The following is a 17,605-nucleotide window of genomic DNA, read 5'->3' on the forward strand; positions in this document are numbered from 1 at the left end:
CAATGCCTGGCGGCACCGGAACCTGACAAGGCGCTCAACCGAAAGGCTGGAATTGGGTTCTTTCAACGGGTACGGTGTTTACCGAAAGAACTATAAAAAGCAGAGATTAACCCCTTGAAGGGAGGGATAGCGTGTTTACACTTGTTGGTTATACCCTATTTTCTTAAAAACAGGCTCAAAACACCCTACCGGGCTAGTTGCAGAAAGCGTTCGTGCAGGCTTACTACCTGTGGCAGCACCAATTGCTCATCGTCATTGTAGAGGACAAATTGTGCGCGGCTGACGCGTTCTTCCTCGGAGAGCTGTTTGCCGATGATGGCTTCTACTTCGGCGGCGGTGCGGTGGGCATCGCGTTGCAGAGTGCGGGTTAGCCGGAGGTTCAAAGGTGCCGAGACGGTGAGCACGTGGTCTACCTGGGTGTAGGCGTTGGACTCAAACATGAGGGCCGCTTCTTTGAGAATATAAGGAACTTGCTGTTGCTCCATCCAGCGGTAAAAATCCTTGCGCACCTGCGGGTGTACCAATCCGTTCAGCTTGGCTAGTTCGGTGGCGTTGTGGAAAACTTTCTGACTCAGGTAAGGTCGGTTGAGGTTCTGCTGGGCGTCAAACGTCTCGGGCCCGAAGGTGGAAATGAGTTGGTCGCGCAGTTCGGGGTCATGGTTCATCACCCATTTGGCTCGGGTGTCAGAATCATATACAGGCACGCCCAGCAACTGGAAACAGCGGCACACAATGCTTTTACCAGAGCCTATTCCGCCGGTGATTCCTATTTTAAGCATGGTTTACTGAGGCGTTAGCGAAATCTGCACCTTACCCGGCAGAACAGTAACCTGCCTTACGTGGGCACCTTTCTGCAGGATGGTAGGTACAATAGAAGAGTCTGCGGCGTTGAATTTCTGGAAGTCCAGGGCAACCTGAAACTGCTCTACCCGGATAGAGTCACGGTAACGCGGCAAATACGAATAGCTGAGCACGAGCGGTCCGTTCACCAGCCGCAGGTTATGCCCCGCCGGAAAATTCTGTAGAACCGGCTGCACGGTGACCTCTTTCCGCTCCAGAGAGATGACGTTGAACTGCACCTCGGCTTCGCTCACGTCTGCTTTCACTAAAGAAGTATAGTCATGCGTGAGCGGCACATCTCCTTTGAAAGGCGCGGCAAATTTCTGCTCAGGCAAATCCAGCAGAAAGGGGTTGGGGAATTGGTTCAGGATGAGCTCTGGCCCGGTGAACGTAACGGAGTCTGGCAGAATCTTAACCGGTCCCTGAAACACGTAACCTGGCACTGGCTTCACCTGCGTGGTGTCAATGGCCAACGGGAATTTACGGGTCACCAGCCGGTCAAAATCAAAGCTGATGGTGTCTGTCACCACAAAGTTCAGGTTCAGGCCATCCAGCACATTGGAGATAGCCGGGCGCAACGCCTGACCGGGCAACCGCTTTAAATTCGGCAGTCCCCTGATGGTGAGCTCGGCGGGCTTGATGTTGAAGAAAAGGTTCTTGCGGAGCAGCTTCCAGCCTTTGCCGGTCACGTTGATGATCACTTCCTCGGGCAGAGGCTTCACCGGCACCAGCGCTTTGGGGTTGTACTTGAACTGAATAGGGTAAGACACCTGGGTGGTGTAGCTCTTGTTCAGGGCATTGAGCAGCCAGAACGTACTGGCCGTAAAAAAACAAAGCAATACCACCCTCCAGTACTGTTTCTGCTTGGGCGAAAACGGCCTTAGTAACCAGAGGAGGGCATGCTTTGTTCTATGAAACGGCAAGGTAACTTTTAAGTGGTAGTAGTATCTGCGGGGGTGTTGGCATTCACCCGGCTAGTGGCTTCTACCGCAATGGCTACTTTGTCAAACTTTAGTTTAATTCCTTTATCTACTTCAATCCAGACGGTGTCATCGTCAATGCTGAGCAAACGGCCATGCAGACCACCAATGGTGACCACGTTCATGCCGCGCTTCAGTTCTTCCCTGAACTTCTTCTGGTCTTTGGCTTTCTTCTGCTGCGGCCGCACCATGAAGAAATAAAACACCAGAATGATTAACCCGATGAACAGGAAGTTGGAATAAAGGTTTGCTCCCCCGGGGGTAGCTTGCAATAATACAGTTAGCATAAGGTTGTTCAAGATTACATACGAACAGGTCCGTCTGCTCCGGCCTGTGGCACTGTGCCGGTGATATTGGTTTTAATGCTTACCTGGTTGATCTGCGGATCAGTGTTAGCTGTGATAGTGATTTGCTTAGACTGCTGACCGGTTTTGCCGGTTGGGTCAAATACCACTTTGATGTTACCGGTTCCACCAGGCGCAATAGGCTCATGTGGCCATTCTGGAACGGTACAGCCGCAGGTAGCGCTGGCGTTCTCAATGATCAACGGCGCTTTTCCGGTGTTGGTGAACGTGAAGGTATGCTCTACTTTCTTGTCAGCCTTGATGTCTCCGAAGTCAAACTCCGTTTCCTTGAACGTCATGACCGGCTTAGGGGCATTGGGGTTCACGGCTTCCTGGCTGGCGACATTAGGGTTAGTGGCCGGGTCATTGGCGGCAACGGGAGCGCTGCCTTCAGATGCGTTCTGCTCAGTGGCAGTGGCGGTTTCTTCTGTTGCTGCTTTTTTCTCGCAGCTAGAGGTCCAAAGGCCTCCGGCCAGCAACAATGCGATTACAAATTGCTTCTTCATATATTGTTTAGCCTAGTTTAAGTACAGGACAAGTTACAAATTAGAAATGATATGCTGCGCAAATTCTGAGGTAGAGGCAGTTCCACCCAAATCACGGGTGCAGCAGCTCTTGTCCAGCAGGGTAATCTCCAGGGCATTCTCAATGCGGTCAGCGTGCTCATGCAAGCCCATGTGCTGCAACATCATCAAGCCCGAACGCAGCAAAGCGGTTGGGTTCGCCAGGCCTTGACCCGCGATATCAGGAGCAGAACCGTGAACGGCTTCAAAAATTGCCATGTCATCACCGATGTTCGCTCCGGACACCACGCCCAGACCGCCTACCAGACCAGCGCACAAATCAGAAAGGATATCCCCGAACAGGTTGGTGGTCACAATCACCTCAAACTGCTCTGGCTTGCTCACCAGCTGCATGCACATGTTATCGATGATCTTCTCGTCCCACTGTACCTCCGGAAACTCTTTAGACACGTTGGCGGCAGCCTCCAGAATAAGTCTTCCGGCCGATTTCAGGATGTTGGCTTTGTGGGCCACGGTTACCTTAGGACGTTTGTGCGTAGCAGCGTACTGGAAAGCGGCGCGTACAATTTTATGGCAGCCTTCCACGGTCACGCGAGCCACGGAGTCAGAGATACCCAAACGCTCATCGTACATCTCAAGACCGGAGTAAAGCCCTTCGGTGTTCTCGCGGAACAGCACCAGGTCAACGTTCTCGAAGCGGGTTTTCACACCGGCCGTGGTTTTGGCGGGGCGTACGTTAGAATATAAATCGAATTTCTGGCGCAGCTGCACATTGATGCTCTTGAAGCCTTTGCCCACCGGCGTGGTGATAGGACCTTTCAGCGCGATTCTGTTGCGCTCCAGGGAGTCTATCAAAGACTGAGGAATCAATTCTCCTTTGGCGTCAAAGGTAGTTTGTCCGGCGTTTTCTTCTTCCCAGGTGATGGGCACTTCTGCGGCTGCAAAGATCGCCTTCACGGCTTCTGTGATCTCAGGACCTATCCCGTCGCCGGGAATAAGGGTAACGGTTGTCATGGGCAGGGCTTATATTTCCTTTTTACTGTTTATTTCGTTGATGAGGGAGTCTACGTCCAGCAAAAGGCGCTCGGCTTTGTCGCGGGCGTCTTTGATGACACGCTGTCCTTCGGTTTTGGCGGCAGAACCCTGCTCTTCTCTTCCGGCAATCAGGTCATTGGAAAGATCCAGCAGCCTGGCGCGGTATTTCTCTAATTGAAAACTCAGTTTGTCACGGGTCTCACGGCCTTTCTCCGGTGCAAACAAAATCCCTAATACCGCCCCTGTGGCGATACCGGTGGAAAAGGCAAGGATAGCATTGGTTTTTTTGCCCATAGTTTCAGGTAGTGTTATAGTAGGTTGTTATGAGTGAGTTTCCGAAGCCTCGCTTTGGGTCTGTTTTCAGGGAAACAGACCCAAAGCGAGGCTTCGGAAACTCGTTATATCCATACGAACGAAATCTGGCCGGGATTATTTGTTGTCCAGCAACCCTCTTCCCGACTTCCGGATGGCTCCGCTCGCAATCAGGTCTTGTGATAATTTGTCCAGAACGCCATTGATGAACTGCTTACTCTTTGGCGTGCTGTATACTTTGGAGATATCAATGTATTCATTGATAGACACTTTCACGGGAATGCTTCTGAAAATGTGCATTTCGCAAAGCGCCATCTTCAGGATGATTTTGTCCATCAAGGCCACCCGCTCCACATCCCAGTTCTGCACGCTTTCCGCAATCATTTTTTCGTACTTCTCGTCGTCCTTCAGGGTCTCGTTGTAGAGGTCCTCAAAGAACGCCTTGTCGTCTTCCCAACTGGCCGACAGATCTAACAGGGCGAGGTTCTCATCTGTGTTCTCCTCCAGCATTTTGATGGATTTGTTCACCAGGTTTTTGACCACCGATTTGTTCTCTACCCAGTTCAAGTCTTTCTCCTCGAACAGCGTTTGCAGGTTCTCGTCCTTAAAGATAACGTTTTTGAAGATATGTTTGAGCAATTCGTGGTCCTGCTCATAGGTTGGTTCTACAATCTCAAGGTAGGCCAATACTTCCTCGTCTTTCTTGAGGTTGTTGCGGTAGATTTTCTGGATTACCTCCATCTCGCCGGCCCAACTCAGGTTTCTCCGGATCACGCGCTGCTCCAGGAATTTATTGCTGAGCAGTTTCTGCAGGGCTTTGTTGTCTAGCAGTTTGCGCAGGTTTACGTCTTTTCGCTCAGTGAACCGGGTGGCGGCTTTCTGCTCCTCGCCCTCAATCTGGTTCACCAGTTCCTGGCCAACCATTAACGTGAGCAGGTAGCGGTCATAGATTTCCTCAGCGGCGGTGAGCATCTGGTTCCCGAAGAACTTCAAGTCTTTGCGCAGCGAGTTCTGGTAGAAGTTCACGGCGGCCTGGGTGGCGTCTAAGATTTCACGGTCTTTTTCTTCCGTATCGAACTTACGGGTCTCGTACCACTCTTTGAACAGCAGGCTGGCGATCTGCTTCTGGCCCTCCAGTTTTCTACGGTCCTGCGCCTCAATGGCCATCAGGTCTGGGGCAAACCTATCCGAAATCAAGTCCAGGGCTAACTGATAGTCAGAGCCCTCCGCCTGCACGTAGGCGTAAATAGCTTGCATCGCTTTGATTCGGAGTATTCTGCGGTTGAGCATGATAATAAGGAAAGAACGTGGTGAACGTGTAAATTACGGTAAAAGTTGGGTTGAAGCGGGCGGCCTTAGAGGCTTATACGACCCGGCTCCCAATTCAGCCGCAAAGGTCCGAAGGAAAGGAGCAAGAAGCAAACCGGAGTTCTTTTAATTTAGTTCTGCTAAAAGAAGGGGCTTCCCTATTTCTCTTTTGAGGCTTCTTTTTGGAAATGAAGCGTGAAACGGAAAGCCTTGTTTTCTTCTCCTTCTTTTCTTTTGTTGTTGTTCCTTCCTCCCCCTTTCTCTGGTTCAAGTCTGTGACTTGGACCTACCATGGTCGGAAGTTTGCAACTTCCGTGAGGCGTCAGCCTCAAGTTTATTATGGTACGGATTTACCTCAGTGACTTTCCTTCTGCCTTTACTTTCTAATTCCTTCTTACCAAGCCTCAAGGCTGAAGCCGCGGTCTGCTGGGGTTTGTCACTTTTCTCCTTGATGAGAAAAGTGACCAAAAGAATCAAGAAGAAAAGAAACTCGCTGACGCTCAAACAGTCTTTTCTTCACCTCTTCGTACCACCTGGCTGCCGTCCTCTGTTTCATAGCTCACTTAGGGCAATGCCAATTGAACAGTCCCTGCTTGCAGCAGGCCGTGCCTCGGCCTCACTGTAGGCCTTCGCCCCAACCTGCCACAGGGAACATACACTCCTGGCTTCTGGATAGGTTATTCAATCTGGATTATTTAGAACCATGGAGACAAGGCATGCCTTGTCTCCATGGTTCTGGCGCAAAGAACAAAAGCTACCAGGACCTCTCAAGAGAGCCCTTGCATATCTGACCCGACTTTGCTTCGCCGTTGTTGGTGTTATCACCGACAACCAGAACTGCCGTTCAACCGCTTCCTGACACATAGCGGGATTCCCTTCCTCGGAGGGGTAGTTCTAAAAGCAGAATGCGTCTCCGGCCCGGTTTCTTCAAACCAGTCCGAAAACGCATTCACTATCTTTAGCTCTCCCAAAGGAAGAAGCGGTACCTAGTAGGTCTGCTTGATTTTGGCCATGTCATCTACGCGTTTCTGCGCGATTTCAGTAGCTGCTCTTTGCGTGTGCGTACCGTCAGCCTCCGCTTTCGCGAAGATGTTGAGCGTGGTGTTGTAGATCTGCTCGGTCTGCTGCATGGCCCACTCGCGGTTCAGCTTTTTCACTTCTGAATACACGTTGATGATACCACCGGCGTTGATCAGGAAGTCTGGCGCGTACACGATGCCCATGTCTACCAAAGCTGGTCCGTGGATGTCTTCGTTCTTCAGCTGGTTGTTCGCGCAACCGGCAATCACCTGGCACTTAAGGCGAGACAGGGTATTGTCATTAATGGTGGCTCCCATGGCGCAAGGCGAATAGATGTCCACGTCTACGTCATAAATCTCGTCCAGACCAACTACAGTGGCACCGGTAGCCGCGGAGATACGCTTCAAGCGGTCCTGGTCAATATCGGTGATGAACAACTGGGCGTTTTCTTTGGCCAGGTAATCGATCAAATAACCACCTACGTGACCAGTTCCCTGCACGGAGATTTTCTTTCCAGCCAGGCTGTCGTTGCCCCACGCTTTCTTGGCGGCGGCTTTCATGCCCATGTAGGTTCCGTAAGCAGTCACCGGCGATGGGTCTCCGCTTCCGCCCTGTGATTCTGGCAAACCAGCTACGTACTTCGTTTCCATGCCGATGTAGGCCATGTCCTGGGTGGTCATGCCCATGTCCTCGGCGGTGATGTACTTTCCGTTCAGGTTGTTCACGAAACGACCGAACTTGCGCATCATGGCTTCAGTCTTGTCTTTTTTGGAATCGCCGATGATCACGGCCTTCCCGCCGCCTAGGTTCAAACCCGAAATGGCAGATTTAAACGTCATACCGCGCGAAAGACGCAGCACATCGCGCAGCGCTTCTGCCTCAGTTGCGTATGTCCACATACGGGTACCACCCAAAGCAGGACCTAAAACGGTATTGTGCACGCCAATGATGGCTTTTAAGCCGGTGTCATGGTCGTGGCAGAACACCACTTGCTCATGGTTGTATTCGCTTATTTGGCTGAAAACCGAGGTTTCCTGCTCAGTAGTTAGATCTTTAACTTCTATCATGTTTGTTTTACCTTAAATACCAATTGGACTTTGTTAGATTTTGGGGAAGCGAATCGGTAATTTTGATGCAAAATTAATTTTATATTTTTGAAGACCAAGAAAATCCTAACAAGTGTTAGTACGTATTTTCTTTAACCGCAGCCTGTGAAATCGCTCAAATACCTCAATAAATATCTGCTCAAATACAAGTTCCGGTTCTTCTGGGGCATTGTGTTTGTGATTGTCTCCAACATCTTCGCCATCATTCCGGCGCAGGTGGTGCGGCACGCCTTTGACCTGGTGCGCGAGGGCATTACCATGTACAACCTGCATGACGGTTTTGCCCAGCAAGAGCAGGTCTACGATTCCTTCGCCCGAAGCACCTTGTTCTATGGGGCTGTGATTGTGCTCATGGCTTTGCTGCGCGGAATTTTCCTGTTTTTCATGCGGCAGACCATCATTGTAATGAGCCGCCTGATTGAAAACGACCTCAAAAACGAGATCTACGCCCACTATCAGACCTTGCCCCTCTCCTTCTACCGCCGCAACAACACCGGCGATTTGATGGCGCGTATTTCTGAGGATGTAAGCCGCGTGCGGATGTACCTTGGACCGGCCATTATGTACGGCATCAACCTGGTGGTTCTATTCCTGATGGTAATCCCGTACATGCTTTCGGTGAACGTGGAGTTGACCATCTACACGTTGTTGCCGCTGCCTATTCTCTCGGTGAGCATCTATTATGTGAACAACATCATTGAGAAGAAATCAGACGAAATCCAGCGGAGCCTTTCAGGAATCACTACGTTTGTGCAGGAGGCGTTCTCGGGCATCAGGGTGCTGAAATCGTTTGTGCGCGAGCAGGACTCGCACGCCAACTTCACCACGGCCAGCAACACGTACAAAGACAAATCGCTGGAGCTGAACTTCGTAAACTCGCTGTTCTTCCCGCTTATTCTGTTTTTGATTGGCTTGAGCACCATCATTACCGTGTGGTTGGGCGGAAAGCAGGTGATTAACGGCAGCATCACCCCAGGGGTCATCGCGGAGTTCCTGATCTATGTGAACATGCTCACCTGGCCCGTGACGGCCTTGGGTTGGACGACTTCTCTGGTGCAGCGCGCTGCGGCCTCGCAGGAGCGCATCAACGAGTTCCTGAACACCAAAACCGATATCATCTCACAGAAGAACCTGGAGAAAGACATCAAAGGCGCTATTGTCTTTGACGAGGTGGACTTTGTGTATCCAGATACCGGCATCCATGCCTTGAAGAAACTGTCCTTCCAGATCAATCCCGGTGATACGCTGGCAGTGATTGGCAACACGGGTTCGGGCAAGAGCACCATCGCTGCGTTGGTTTGCCGTTTGTATGACGCCACCGGCGGACGTATTCTGGTGGACGGCGAAGACATCAGGAACTACAAGATTAGTAACCTGCGCAGCCAGATTGGCTACGTGCCGCAGGACGTGTTCCTGTTCTCAGACTCCATTAGAAACAACATCGGGTTTGGGGTAGATGCCTTGCCCGAGGACAAGATGCTGCAGGCCGCTAAAGACGCCGATGTTTACGAGAACATCATGCACTTCCCGGCGCAGTTTGACACCGTACTGGGCGAGCGCGGCATCACCCTTTCCGGCGGACAGAAACAGCGCGTGTCCATCGCCCGTGCCCTGGCTCGTGAGCCTAAAATCCTGATTCTGGACGACTCACTTTCGGCGGTAGACACCAAAACGGAGAATGCCATTCTGAACAGTTTGCAGCGCGTGATGGCCAACCGTACCTCCATCATCATCTCGCACCGGGTAAGCTCCGTGAAACTGGCCAACAGGATTTTGGTTTTAGACGATGGCGTAGTAGTGCAGCACGGCACCCACGAAGAACTGATGCTGGAATCTGAGGGCCTGTACCGCGCCCTTTATGAGCGTCAGCTGCAGACTGAAGATCTGGAGTAGGCCCGTTTCAAGCCTGTTTTGCAGAAACTAACAGAAAAGCCATCTTCCCTTTTGAAGCGGAAGATGGCTTTTCTGTTAGATCACTTCGATAAAAAACACTTCTCATAAAGCAGCTCTACCTTTTTGTTTTCAGCGTGTTTTCAGGAAAAGGTTCGAAAAACACGCTGAAGGGAAATCCTAACCATCAGCCATAAGGAGGGAAACCTTGCTTACAGGATTTTCCCTTTGTAGACTTTATTGAGGGCTTCGGTTTTGGAGTGCACCTGCAGTTTCTCGTAGATCTTCTTGATGTGTGACCGCACGGTTTCCAGGGAGATGTACAGTTCTGCGGCAATCATTTTATAGCTGTAGCCGTTCACCAGTCCCTGCAACACGTCTTTCTCCCGCTCGCTGAGTTGGTAATCCTTCGGGGGTGCTGTTTGGGGCGGTTGAGCGAACAACTGCAACACTTGCCTTGCCACCGAAGAAGTCATGGGCGCGCCGCCATCGCAGACATCTTGCATAGCCTCCAGGAGTTTGGCGGGTGGCGTTTTCTTCAGGAGGTATCCGTCTGCCCCGGCTTTCATGGCTTCAAACACATTTTGGTTGTCATCAAACACGGTGAGCATGATCACCTTTACATCCGGGTAGTGACTTTTGATGAGTTTTAATCCGGCTATGCCGCCGATGCCAGGCATGTCAATGTCCATCAGGACGATGTCTGGCTGCAGCTTCTCCAAATCGGTCAGAGCCTGGTCACAGGTGGGAAAAGCCCCGGCTACCGTGAACCCCTCGGCATGGTTCAAAAGCAACGACAGACTTTCGCGCAGTGGCGCATTGTCTTCATAGAGGAGCAGTTTGGTCATGGGTAGCAGAGGTTAGGCCTTTCTTTGGTTTTCTGAGGGGCACTTCTAACTGGATAGTGGTGCCTTCGTGCTTCCGGGAGCGAATCTGCAGATGCCCCTGCAGCGACTGGGCCCGACGTTCCATGTTCCCGAGCCCGTTTCCGGCGGAGTTGGCGGAGGGAGTGAATCCCTGGCCATCGTCCTGGATATTCATGCACAAGCGGGAGCCCTGCATATCCAACGTAACCGATACCTGCCGGCAATGGGCATATTTGGCGGCATTGTTGAGGGCTTCCTTGAAGATAAGGTACAGGTCATGCCTGATGTTGAGGGGCAGTTGCAAAGAGAGCACCGGCTTTTCCACATTCAGGCGAAAGGCAATTTCTTTGGGCTCCAGCATCTCCACCGCAAACTCCCGCATGCGGGCCGCAAGGCTCTGCATGGAATCATTTAACGGATTGATGGACCAGACAATATCGTCCATGCGGTCCATCATCTGTTGAGAGTACCCGCTGATCTTGTGCAGGTAGCCTTTGGCTTTTTCGGGGTCTTCCGGCAACTGTTTCTGGGCTACTTCGGCTAAAATATTGATGGTGCTGAGGGTGGAACCTACGTCATCGTGCAGGTCACGGGCAATGCGGGTACGCACCTGCTGCAAGGCCATCAACCGATGGATGCGCAAACGGTAAAGCGCATACAACACTCCCGCCATAATGATTAGAAGGAGTGCGTAAAACCAGCCCGTTTTCCAGAAAGGCAGCCTGATCTGGATGGCCAGGATAGTCACATGCGGCGAGAACTGCCCGTTCCGTTCGGCTTTGATCTGGAGCAGGTATTGGCCGCCAGGCACGTTGGTGTAACTGGCCGCTTGCCCCTGCTGCGCTTTCACCCACTGGGGATCAATGCCCTGCAACCGATAGTAATAGGTGATCTTGTCCTGGTCATAGTAGCTGAGCGACGCGAACTCCACCGTGAAGAAATTCTGCCGATGGCTCAACTCCAGCCGCTGCCCGTTCCTTACCGCCGAATCCAGGGAAATAGGCTGGTTAAAAATCTGCACTCCGGTGATCTGCACCTCTGGCGGCGGTAATTTCTCCAGAAGGCTGTCTGGATGGAAATAAAAGAAGTCCTGCAGCGTACCCAGCAGCATGCGCCCGTCTTGCAACTGCGAAGACGCGTGAAACGGAAACGTCTGGTGCAGAATACCGTCCTTGGCTCCGTACGGGGTGATGTTCCCAGAAGCCCTGCTCCACCTGAACACGTTGTACTGGGTAGTCAGAAACAAATCACCGCCGGAGTTTTTGAGCACGTTAAGCGCCGCGTTGGCTGGCAGCCCCTGGGCGGTGGTGAGCACACGGATCTTGTTTTCAGGCACGTTTATGAAATGGAGGCCCGAAATAGAGGTAACGACCAAGGTGTTGGCATCATACCAGGTCATGTCTCCTGTCTCATCTGAAAGCAGGCGAGGCTGGCTTTGTGTCGTGTACTTTCTCTTGATGGCCCTAGTGCCCTTGTCTAACTGGACCACCCCGCCGTGCGAGGTAGCCACCCACAGGTCGTTCTGCGGCCCCGATAGAATGCGCTGGATGCGGCCCCAGTTTTGGGCATCTGGCACCGGCAGCAGCACAAAATCCTGCTTCTCGGGGTGCCAGTACGCCAGCTTTCCTTGATCGGTGCCTAGCCACAGGGTTCCGGATCTGTCCTGCGCCGCCCGCAGCAGCATGTGTCCGGTTAACGCGGTGGGCTGCACATAGCGTAACGGCGCCGCCCCTGCCGGATTGATTTGCAGCAACCGGCCTCCGTAACCTCCGGCCCAAACCGCTCCGCCGGGGCCGGGCAGCAGGCACCACGCCGCCGAGGGGTTTCCCTGGGCATCTCTGAACTGGTACCGTCGCCTGAACCTGAACTGCAAGTCATACACCATGATGTCACCTTCTACAGATGACACCCACAGCTCCTTGCGGGCGGGCAACTCTAGGAAATCGGTGACGCCTCTGGCGGCAGATGAGGCCGGAGATGAGGTTGGCGGCTGCACCGAGAAAAACCGCTGCCGCCCCGGGTGAAAGTAATACAATCCTTTATCGGTGCCGAGCCACAGGGTGCCTTCGCGGTCTTCCAGCAGGCTGAGGATACGGTTGAAGTCCAGGCTGTAGCGGTGGGCATTCTGCTTCGGAATCACTTGGAAGGCAGGTTCCCCGGGGAACAGGACCTGCAACTCGCCGCCGGCTCCCCATACCGCTCCCCGACTGTCTTTCAGGAACAGGTACTCGTCTTCGGTTCTCACTCCGGCCAAAGGTGCATAGGCCTGGAACAGTTGGGCTCTGCTGCTTTGGGGCCATTTTTCTGAAACCGGCACGAAAGCATCTCGCCCTGGGGAATACACCAAGGCCTCATTGTTCTGGCCGGAGAGCAGCCAGATGCGCCCTTCTGCATCCTGGTACAGCTGAATGTCCCGCACGCGGGTGTTGTTCAGCCCCTTTTCTACGGGTATGCGCCGGAAACGCTGCTGCCCGGGATGGAACACGGTTACGGTAGTGGCCGAGGCAATCCAGAGGTTTCCGGCTTTGTCTTCCAGCAGGGCATCTACAATGTCAGAGGCCAAGCTATTGGGGTTCTGGGCCTGATAACGGTAGTGGATGAATCGGCGTCCGTCGTAGCGCTGCAGGCCGTTGTTGGTACCGATCCAGAGAAAGCCCGTGCGGTCTTGCACCAAGGCGAGCACGTGGCTGCTGGCCAGGCCGTCTTCCTGGTCCAGGTGCAGGAACACATACGCCGTTGGTGGGGCAGCATGGCCTTCCCTTCGGCTGGTCATCGCCAGGAGCAACAGAAAACAAAAGACAATCCGGAGAGGCATACGGCGCAGATTCTCCTGTAAATGTAGCATTCTGCCGCAGCCTTGGGTAGTGCTCCCCCTAAAAATCACCCTTTTATGGGATTGCCCTCTCCCCTGTTTTCCATCACCTTTGCTAAGAGCCGGTTAGGGTACTTTTCATCGGATTTCACTTCCCTTACAAGAGCCCTCGGCGGTACAATCCACCTTTTAACCTGATAACCCATGAACGCATCTCTCAGTCGCATCACCCTTAGTTTGATCTTTTGCTTTCTCTTTTGCACCGCCTCTTTCGGGCAGAAGACCCCCAGGAAAGAAGCCGAGTTGGCCCTGCAGCAAGCCATGGCCGATTACCACATTCCCGGCCTCGCGTTTGCCGTGGTCAAAGACGGGAAAGTCATCCACCAGGGGCAGATGGGTTTCGCGAACCTGGCTTGGAAAGCGCCGGTAGACCAGGAGACGGTGTTCCAGACGGCTTCCTGCTCCAAGCTCTTCACGGCCCTGCTCCTGGGCAAACTGTTCGACGAGAAAATCCTGCGGCCCGACCAAACCATGGGCGAACTCTTCGACTCTATCCCCTACTACTGGAAACCCATCACCGTGAAGCAACTGGCCGCCCACCAATCAGGCATCTGGATTGGAAACGTCTTCGCCGGGAAAACACCCAAGGAAGCCTTTGAGCTGGCCAAGGAAAACGAGATGACCTACGAGCCCGGCACCCAGTCTTTTTATGTGAGCGCCGATTACTGGATTCTACAGCACCTTATTGAGAAGAAAACCGGCAAACCGTTCTACGCTGCCCTCAAGCAGTATGTGCTGGAGCCGTTGGGCATGAAACACACGTTTGTGAACAACGGCCAGGAAGACCCCAATACCCACATCAGGACGGCCGATGTGCTGCCCAAAGAAGCCACCGTATATGCGTATCACGGAGACAGGTACCAGGTCAGCGACATGCAGTTTGGGGCCACGGGCTACACCTCGGGCGGCATTTACACCTCCATTGAAGACATGGCCAAGATTGCCCAAACCCTGGACCAAGGTACCTTCCTGACACCCGCCACCCAGGCGCTGCTGGTCAACGGACTTCCGCTGAAAGACGGTAAGAAAGGCCCGTTCGGGGTAGGGTTTGTTTCCGATACCTATCAAGGCCATAAGGTGTCGGGCCATACCGGCGGACCGGCCCTGGCAGATTACATCCGGTTCGATGACCAGAAGCTTACCTTCATTGTGCTGGCGAATCAACGGGGTTTCTACCCGCTACTGGCCAGAACCCTGGCTACGTATTACATCCCGGGTCTGCAGAAACCGGAACTGCCCAAGGGCTTCGTGCTGAAGTAAGCCCTCCGGCGAAGTTCAGGCTACGGGGCAAAATCTGATAAATTCAAGCAAAGTGTTTAGGACCTGTTTTGGCGAAAATCGGCATAAAGCCGCAGCATTTTTTTTCTACCCTTTCGCTGAAAGAGAATTTTCACTTTCTTTGTAACAGATACCAATGATCGGGATGTAGCGTAGCCTGGTATCGCGCCAGCATGGGGTGCTGGAGGTCGCAGGTTCGAATCCTGCCATTCCGACGAAATATTATGAAAGCCCGTTGTTCCTTCCAGAGCAACGGGCTTTTCTTTTGTGTGCTTTCCGCTTTGGGGCTGTTTTCTGGGAAATGAACCCTAAACAGGACGAGTAGATCTATTCCTCCATCCGTCCGAAATCATGCCGCAGGACGAACATGGTGAAATGTTGGTGGTTTCCGCCGCCGGCCAGCTGCGACATCCACATGCCTTCCAGGGTGAAGTGCTTGTTGAAGGTGTACCCAATTCCGCCGAAGACCCGGTTAGAGTCAAAGGGCTGGTCGCGGATGATCACCCGAACCTCGTTCCGGACGATGCCGTACCAGGGCCGCACTTCCTGATTTTTCGGTCCTAAGGGCAGCCGGAGTGCTACCAGATAGCGGAGGCGGGTATGATAACCTTGCGTGAGCCACCGTTCTTCTACCTGGTACCGGTGCGTGATGCCCACCTTTCCGAGGTTGCCGCGCAAGGTGATCTGTTGGTAGAACCGGTCTTCATTGGTGAGGTTGGTTTCCTCTGGGGTGATGTAGTTGCGGTTGAACAGGTGGGCGTACCCTGCTCCCAACATGATTGGCAGGTCCTTGAACAGGTGCTGCACCTCGGCCCCCACAAAGCCTACACGGGGGTCTTTGAACGGCTTGTAGGTACGGTATTGTAGGTTGGCGTTGAGCGCCCACTGGGGGTTAAACCAGTAGACTCCCGTGTACTGCACCCAGTGGTTAAGTCTGTTGGGTTGAGCCTGCACACTAGATGCTACACCAATCCCGCTCATCACAAAAAGCACTCCCAACAGCAACTTTACCTTACCTCTCATGCACATTGCATTTATGAACCTTCATTGGTTTGAATAGGCCCTCTCTTAAACCAGAAGAAGCCTTGCGGACGGCAAGGCTTCTTCTGGTTATAAGCTGGTTCTTTTAGAGATTCTGCGTACATGAGCGGTTTTAAGTGCCTTTTAAGTAAAACACCCCTAAAGCTTAACCCTTCTTTTTAAGTACGATCTTCTCTGCGTGTTTAGCCACCAACCTATTGTAGAACTCCCGCAGGTTACCGTACTCGGTGGGTTCATAAAAGGTTTTGTTGATGTTGAGCTTACTGATGATCTGCAACTGGCCGTTCGTCATTTGGGCGAAGTAGGTGAATTTGGCGGCGTTGCCGGGCAAGGTCACCGAGGCCGCCTTGGGCATCTCCTCCACTTCGTAACCCTCGGGGAGTTGGTAGGTGAAGGCGTAGGTTTCCTCTACGGGCGTGCCGAAGTCAATGGGGTATTGCCGGGTGGCTAGCTTGAACGGGTTCTCTCCCTGGGCATGGGTAAGCATGGGAGAAAGATAGAGGAGCGTAGCGGGCTGGAGGTCTCCGGCCCGGTTCAGCTTGTACTCCTTCCGGAAAGATTCCTGCAAATTGTCCAGGTTGTGGATTTTGATCTCCTGACGAACCCAGTCTGTACCGGCATTGGCAAACTCTTTCATGTAGTTCTCCTGTCCTTTGTCCCGGATGGCGGAACGGGCCTGCAGAGCGGGCACGCCGCGGAAATCCTCGGCAAGGGTGCCGGTCACTTCGCCCGTAGGCAGGATCTTAAGGCTCCCAGAGACCAGCTGGATGTTCTTTTCGGAACCGGTGAGGGGCACCCATTTCCCTTCGGTTCCCTGCACCACCCAGCCTTTATCGTTGAGGCAGCGCAAAGGCAGCATCCCGAAGGGAAGGTCTTTTTCGGTGGCATCCAGAAGGTAGTTTTTCCCGCGCAGCTGCACGTACGAGATCACGTAGTCAAACTTGCTGATCATAGGCGAGCTTACCATGGGTTTGCCGTGCTCCCGGGTGCTTACCAACATGGGGTAAGCGGCCACCCCTGCTTCGCGCAGCAAGGCGGTGAGCACCAGGTTTATCTCGGCGGCCGAGCCGGAACGGGCATCGAAGGCTTTGCGCAGGTTCTCAGTGTAGATGCGGTGCTTGCCGTCCCAACGCAGGTTGTTTTTCACGTACTCCATTACCGCCTTTACTTTCTCCAGGGTATCGGTTTTTCCGGCGATCAGTCCGTCGGCGGTCTTTTTCAGGTAAGCGGTATTGGTCAGTTGCCCTCCAAATTCTTCCTCTTTCAGGAGTTCTTTGGTGAAACTGGCCCAATCGCCGGAGGTGAAGGTGGGCTGCTCGTCTGGGTACTGCACTTTGGAGAGCTCGAACTCAATCTTGGAGATGTAGTCCTGGGCCCCGGAGAGGAAAGGTTCCTCGGTGAAGGCCGGCAGGTCTTTCATAGCCCACTGATACTGCACCACCGACATGGACATGGCACCGCTTTTGTCTACTTGCGCCAACCCTACATTATCTTTCCAGGCCACAGACACTGTCTTGCGTTCTACTTTCGCGTCCTTGATGTGGTACGGATGATATCCATGCGACACGTGGTTGTACTCAAAGAAGGGCACCATGCCTACGCGGTACTCGCTCCACTTCACCGGAATACGGTGCTGAAACTCCCACTCGCGAAGTAGTTTAATGAAGTCTGATTTGATAATATAGCTCAGCTCAATGACAGAGCCTACTTTCACGCCGGGCATGGTGAGTTTTTTCAGGCGCCAGTTGGCATCGCGTTTCTCGTCAAAGATGGCTTTCTCGTCCAGCTTCATCTTCACGGTCTGGCCGTTTTCCAGGTTGTAGGTAACGCCTTTCACATTGAACACTTCCTCTTTGCTTCCATCGCGTCTGGTGTAATACGGAATCACGAAATCGGCTTGGTCCAGCCCGTTCTTCTTCAGCACCTTGATTCTGATGATGCGCTTGAACTGCAATTGGGTTCCTTTGGTGAACAGGAAGTTGGACTCACCCAGGTCATACAGCACCACGGCGGCGGCGCTGGTGTCTGGGGCATAGGAGGTCATCTTCAGGTCTTCGGGCGTGACCTGGCCCATCTTGAAAGGATCTTCAGAATAGCCCGGCGTGGCCACGCCTACCACCAACAGCAGCAGCGCCAGCCAAGACTTCAGAAATCTGGTGTTCATATATTAAAGGGATAAGGATGGCTTT

The 17,605-nt window shown here is 53.0% G+C and carries 14 protein-coding genes and 1 tRNA gene; 3 read left to right on the forward strand and 12 right to left on the reverse strand.

All coding sequences use genetic code 11. The features are described from left to right. Window positions 1-185: 185 nt before the first annotated feature. The 8 genes from coaE to EFB08_RS10275 form a co-directional block, all read right to left on the reverse strand. The gene (gene coaE, locus EFB08_RS10235; protein WP_123126854.1) at window positions 186-779 is read right to left on the reverse strand and encodes a dephospho-CoA kinase; all 594 of its coding nucleotides are present in this window, start codon (window positions 777-779) and stop codon (window positions 186-188) included. A 3-nt stretch (window positions 780-782) separates the two neighbouring features. Beyond that, complete coding sequence (locus EFB08_RS10240) at window positions 783-1,685, reverse strand: YbbR-like domain-containing protein (protein WP_125077706.1); 903 nt, start codon at window positions 1,683-1,685, stop codon at window positions 783-785. A gap of 86 nt (window positions 1,686-1,771) precedes the next feature. Then, on the reverse strand, window positions 1,772-2,107 hold the full coding sequence (yajC, locus tag EFB08_RS10245) for a preprotein translocase subunit YajC (RefSeq protein ID WP_123127053.1): 336 nt from the start codon (window positions 2,105-2,107) through the stop codon (window positions 1,772-1,774). Window positions 2,108-2,121: 14 nt separating this feature from the next. Further along, window positions 2,122-2,670, reverse strand: coding sequence for a DUF1573 domain-containing protein (locus EFB08_RS10250; RefSeq protein ID WP_123126856.1), 549 nt, complete (start codon window positions 2,668-2,670; stop codon window positions 2,122-2,124). A gap of 33 nt (window positions 2,671-2,703) precedes the next feature. Further along, on the reverse strand, window positions 2,704-3,702 hold the full coding sequence (locus EFB08_RS10255) for an isocitrate/isopropylmalate dehydrogenase family protein (RefSeq protein ID WP_123126857.1): 999 nt from the start codon (window positions 3,700-3,702) through the stop codon (window positions 2,704-2,706). A 9-nt stretch (window positions 3,703-3,711) separates the two neighbouring features. Then, window positions 3,712-4,017 carry a YtxH domain-containing protein gene (locus EFB08_RS10260; protein WP_123126858.1) on the reverse strand — a complete coding sequence of 102 codons (306 nt, stop codon included), beginning with the start codon at window positions 4,015-4,017 and terminating at the stop codon, window positions 3,712-3,714. A 135-nt stretch (window positions 4,018-4,152) separates the two neighbouring features. Next, the gene (gene nusB / locus EFB08_RS10265) at window positions 4,153-5,292 is read right to left on the reverse strand and encodes a transcription antitermination factor NusB (RefSeq protein WP_227006292.1); all 1,140 of its coding nucleotides are present in this window, start codon (window positions 5,290-5,292) and stop codon (window positions 4,153-4,155) included. A gap of 1,037 nt (window positions 5,293-6,329) precedes the next feature. Continuing rightward, the gene (locus EFB08_RS10275; protein ID WP_123126861.1) at window positions 6,330-7,430 is read right to left on the reverse strand and encodes a Glu/Leu/Phe/Val dehydrogenase dimerization domain-containing protein; all 1,101 of its coding nucleotides are present in this window, start codon (window positions 7,428-7,430) and stop codon (window positions 6,330-6,332) included. 144 nt (window positions 7,431-7,574) lie between these two features. Between EFB08_RS10275 and EFB08_RS10280 the strand changes: the two genes are divergently transcribed. Further along, complete coding sequence (locus tag EFB08_RS10280) at window positions 7,575-9,362, forward strand: ABC transporter ATP-binding protein (RefSeq protein WP_123126862.1); 1,788 nt, start codon at window positions 7,575-7,577, stop codon at window positions 9,360-9,362. 209 nt (window positions 9,363-9,571) lie between these two features. Here EFB08_RS10280 and EFB08_RS10285 read toward each other — a convergent pair whose 3' ends face one another. Next, window positions 9,572-10,207 carry a response regulator transcription factor gene (locus EFB08_RS10285; protein ID WP_123126863.1) on the reverse strand — a complete coding sequence of 212 codons (636 nt, stop codon included), beginning with the start codon at window positions 10,205-10,207 and terminating at the stop codon, window positions 9,572-9,574. After that, complete coding sequence (locus EFB08_RS10290) at window positions 10,185-13,070, reverse strand: sensor histidine kinase (RefSeq protein WP_125077707.1); 2,886 nt, start codon at window positions 13,068-13,070, stop codon at window positions 10,185-10,187. Before EFB08_RS10290 ends, EFB08_RS10285 begins: the two co-directional genes overlap by 23 nt. A 171-nt stretch (window positions 13,071-13,241) precedes the next feature. Between EFB08_RS10290 and EFB08_RS10295 the strand changes: the two genes are divergently transcribed. Together EFB08_RS10295 and EFB08_RS10300 are read left to right on the forward strand one after the other, a co-directional pair. Further along, window positions 13,242-14,357, forward strand: a complete 1,116-nt coding sequence (locus tag EFB08_RS10295; RefSeq protein ID WP_123126865.1) for a serine hydrolase domain-containing protein — start codon at window positions 13,242-13,244, stop codon at window positions 14,355-14,357. Window positions 14,358-14,516: 159 nt separating this feature from the next. After that, a tRNA-Pro gene (locus tag EFB08_RS10300) sits at window positions 14,517-14,590 on the forward strand. Between the two features lie 112 nt (window positions 14,591-14,702). Here EFB08_RS10300 and EFB08_RS10305 read toward each other — a convergent pair. Next, complete coding sequence (locus tag EFB08_RS10305; protein ID WP_165864853.1) at window positions 14,703-15,398, reverse strand: DUF2490 domain-containing protein; 696 nt, start codon at window positions 15,396-15,398, stop codon at window positions 14,703-14,705. Window positions 15,399-15,561: 163 nt separating this feature from the next. Next, window positions 15,562-17,580: a transglutaminase domain-containing protein gene (locus EFB08_RS10310; protein WP_123126867.1), complete on the reverse strand. Its 2,019-nt coding sequence runs from the start codon at window positions 17,578-17,580 to the stop codon at window positions 15,562-15,564. Window positions 17,581-17,605: the final 25 nt, after the last annotated feature.

It is taken from the genome of Rufibacter latericius (assembly GCF_003721515.1).
Lineage (GTDB): Bacteria > Bacteroidota > Bacteroidia > Cytophagales > Hymenobacteraceae > Nibribacter > Nibribacter latericius.

What these genes read in the sequence shown, in the direction of transcription:
- EFB08_RS10255 (WP_123126857.1), bottom strand. Translation starts at nt 3,702, where the DNA reads ATGACAACCGTTACCCTTATTCCCGGCGACGGGATAGGTCCTGAGATC.
- EFB08_RS10285 (WP_123126863.1), bottom strand. Translation starts at nt 10,207, where the DNA reads ATGACCAAACTGCTCCTCTATGAAGACAATGCGCCACTGCGCGAAAGT.
- EFB08_RS10310 (WP_123126867.1), bottom strand. Translation starts at nt 17,580, where the DNA reads ATGAACACCAGATTTCTGAAGTCTTGGCTGGCGCTGCTGCTGTTGGTG.
- yajC (WP_123127053.1), bottom strand. Translation starts at nt 2,107, where the DNA reads ATGCTAACTGTATTATTGCAAGCTACCCCCGGGGGAGCAAACCTTTAT.
- EFB08_RS10295 (WP_123126865.1), top strand. Translation starts at nt 13,242, where the DNA reads ATGAACGCATCTCTCAGTCGCATCACCCTTAGTTTGATCTTTTGCTTT.
- nusB (WP_227006292.1), bottom strand. Translation starts at nt 5,292, where the DNA reads ATGCAAGCTATTTACGCCTACGTGCAGGCGGAGGGCTCTGACTATCAG.
- coaE (WP_123126854.1), bottom strand. Translation starts at nt 779, where the DNA reads ATGCTTAAAATAGGAATCACCGGCGGAATAGGCTCTGGTAAAAGCATT.
- EFB08_RS10290 (WP_125077707.1), bottom strand. Translation starts at nt 13,070, where the DNA reads ATGCTACATTTACAGGAGAATCTGCGCCGTATGCCTCTCCGGATTGTC.
- EFB08_RS10260 (WP_123126858.1), bottom strand. Translation starts at nt 4,017, where the DNA reads ATGGGCAAAAAAACCAATGCTATCCTTGCCTTTTCCACCGGTATCGCC.
- EFB08_RS10305 (WP_165864853.1), bottom strand. Translation starts at nt 15,398, where the DNA reads ATGAGAGGTAAGGTAAAGTTGCTGTTGGGAGTGCTTTTTGTGATGAGC.
- EFB08_RS10250 (WP_123126856.1), bottom strand. Translation starts at nt 2,670, where the DNA reads ATGAAGAAGCAATTTGTAATCGCATTGTTGCTGGCCGGAGGCCTTTGG.
- EFB08_RS10275 (WP_123126861.1), bottom strand. Translation starts at nt 7,430, where the DNA reads ATGATAGAAGTTAAAGATCTAACTACTGAGCAGGAAACCTCGGTTTTC.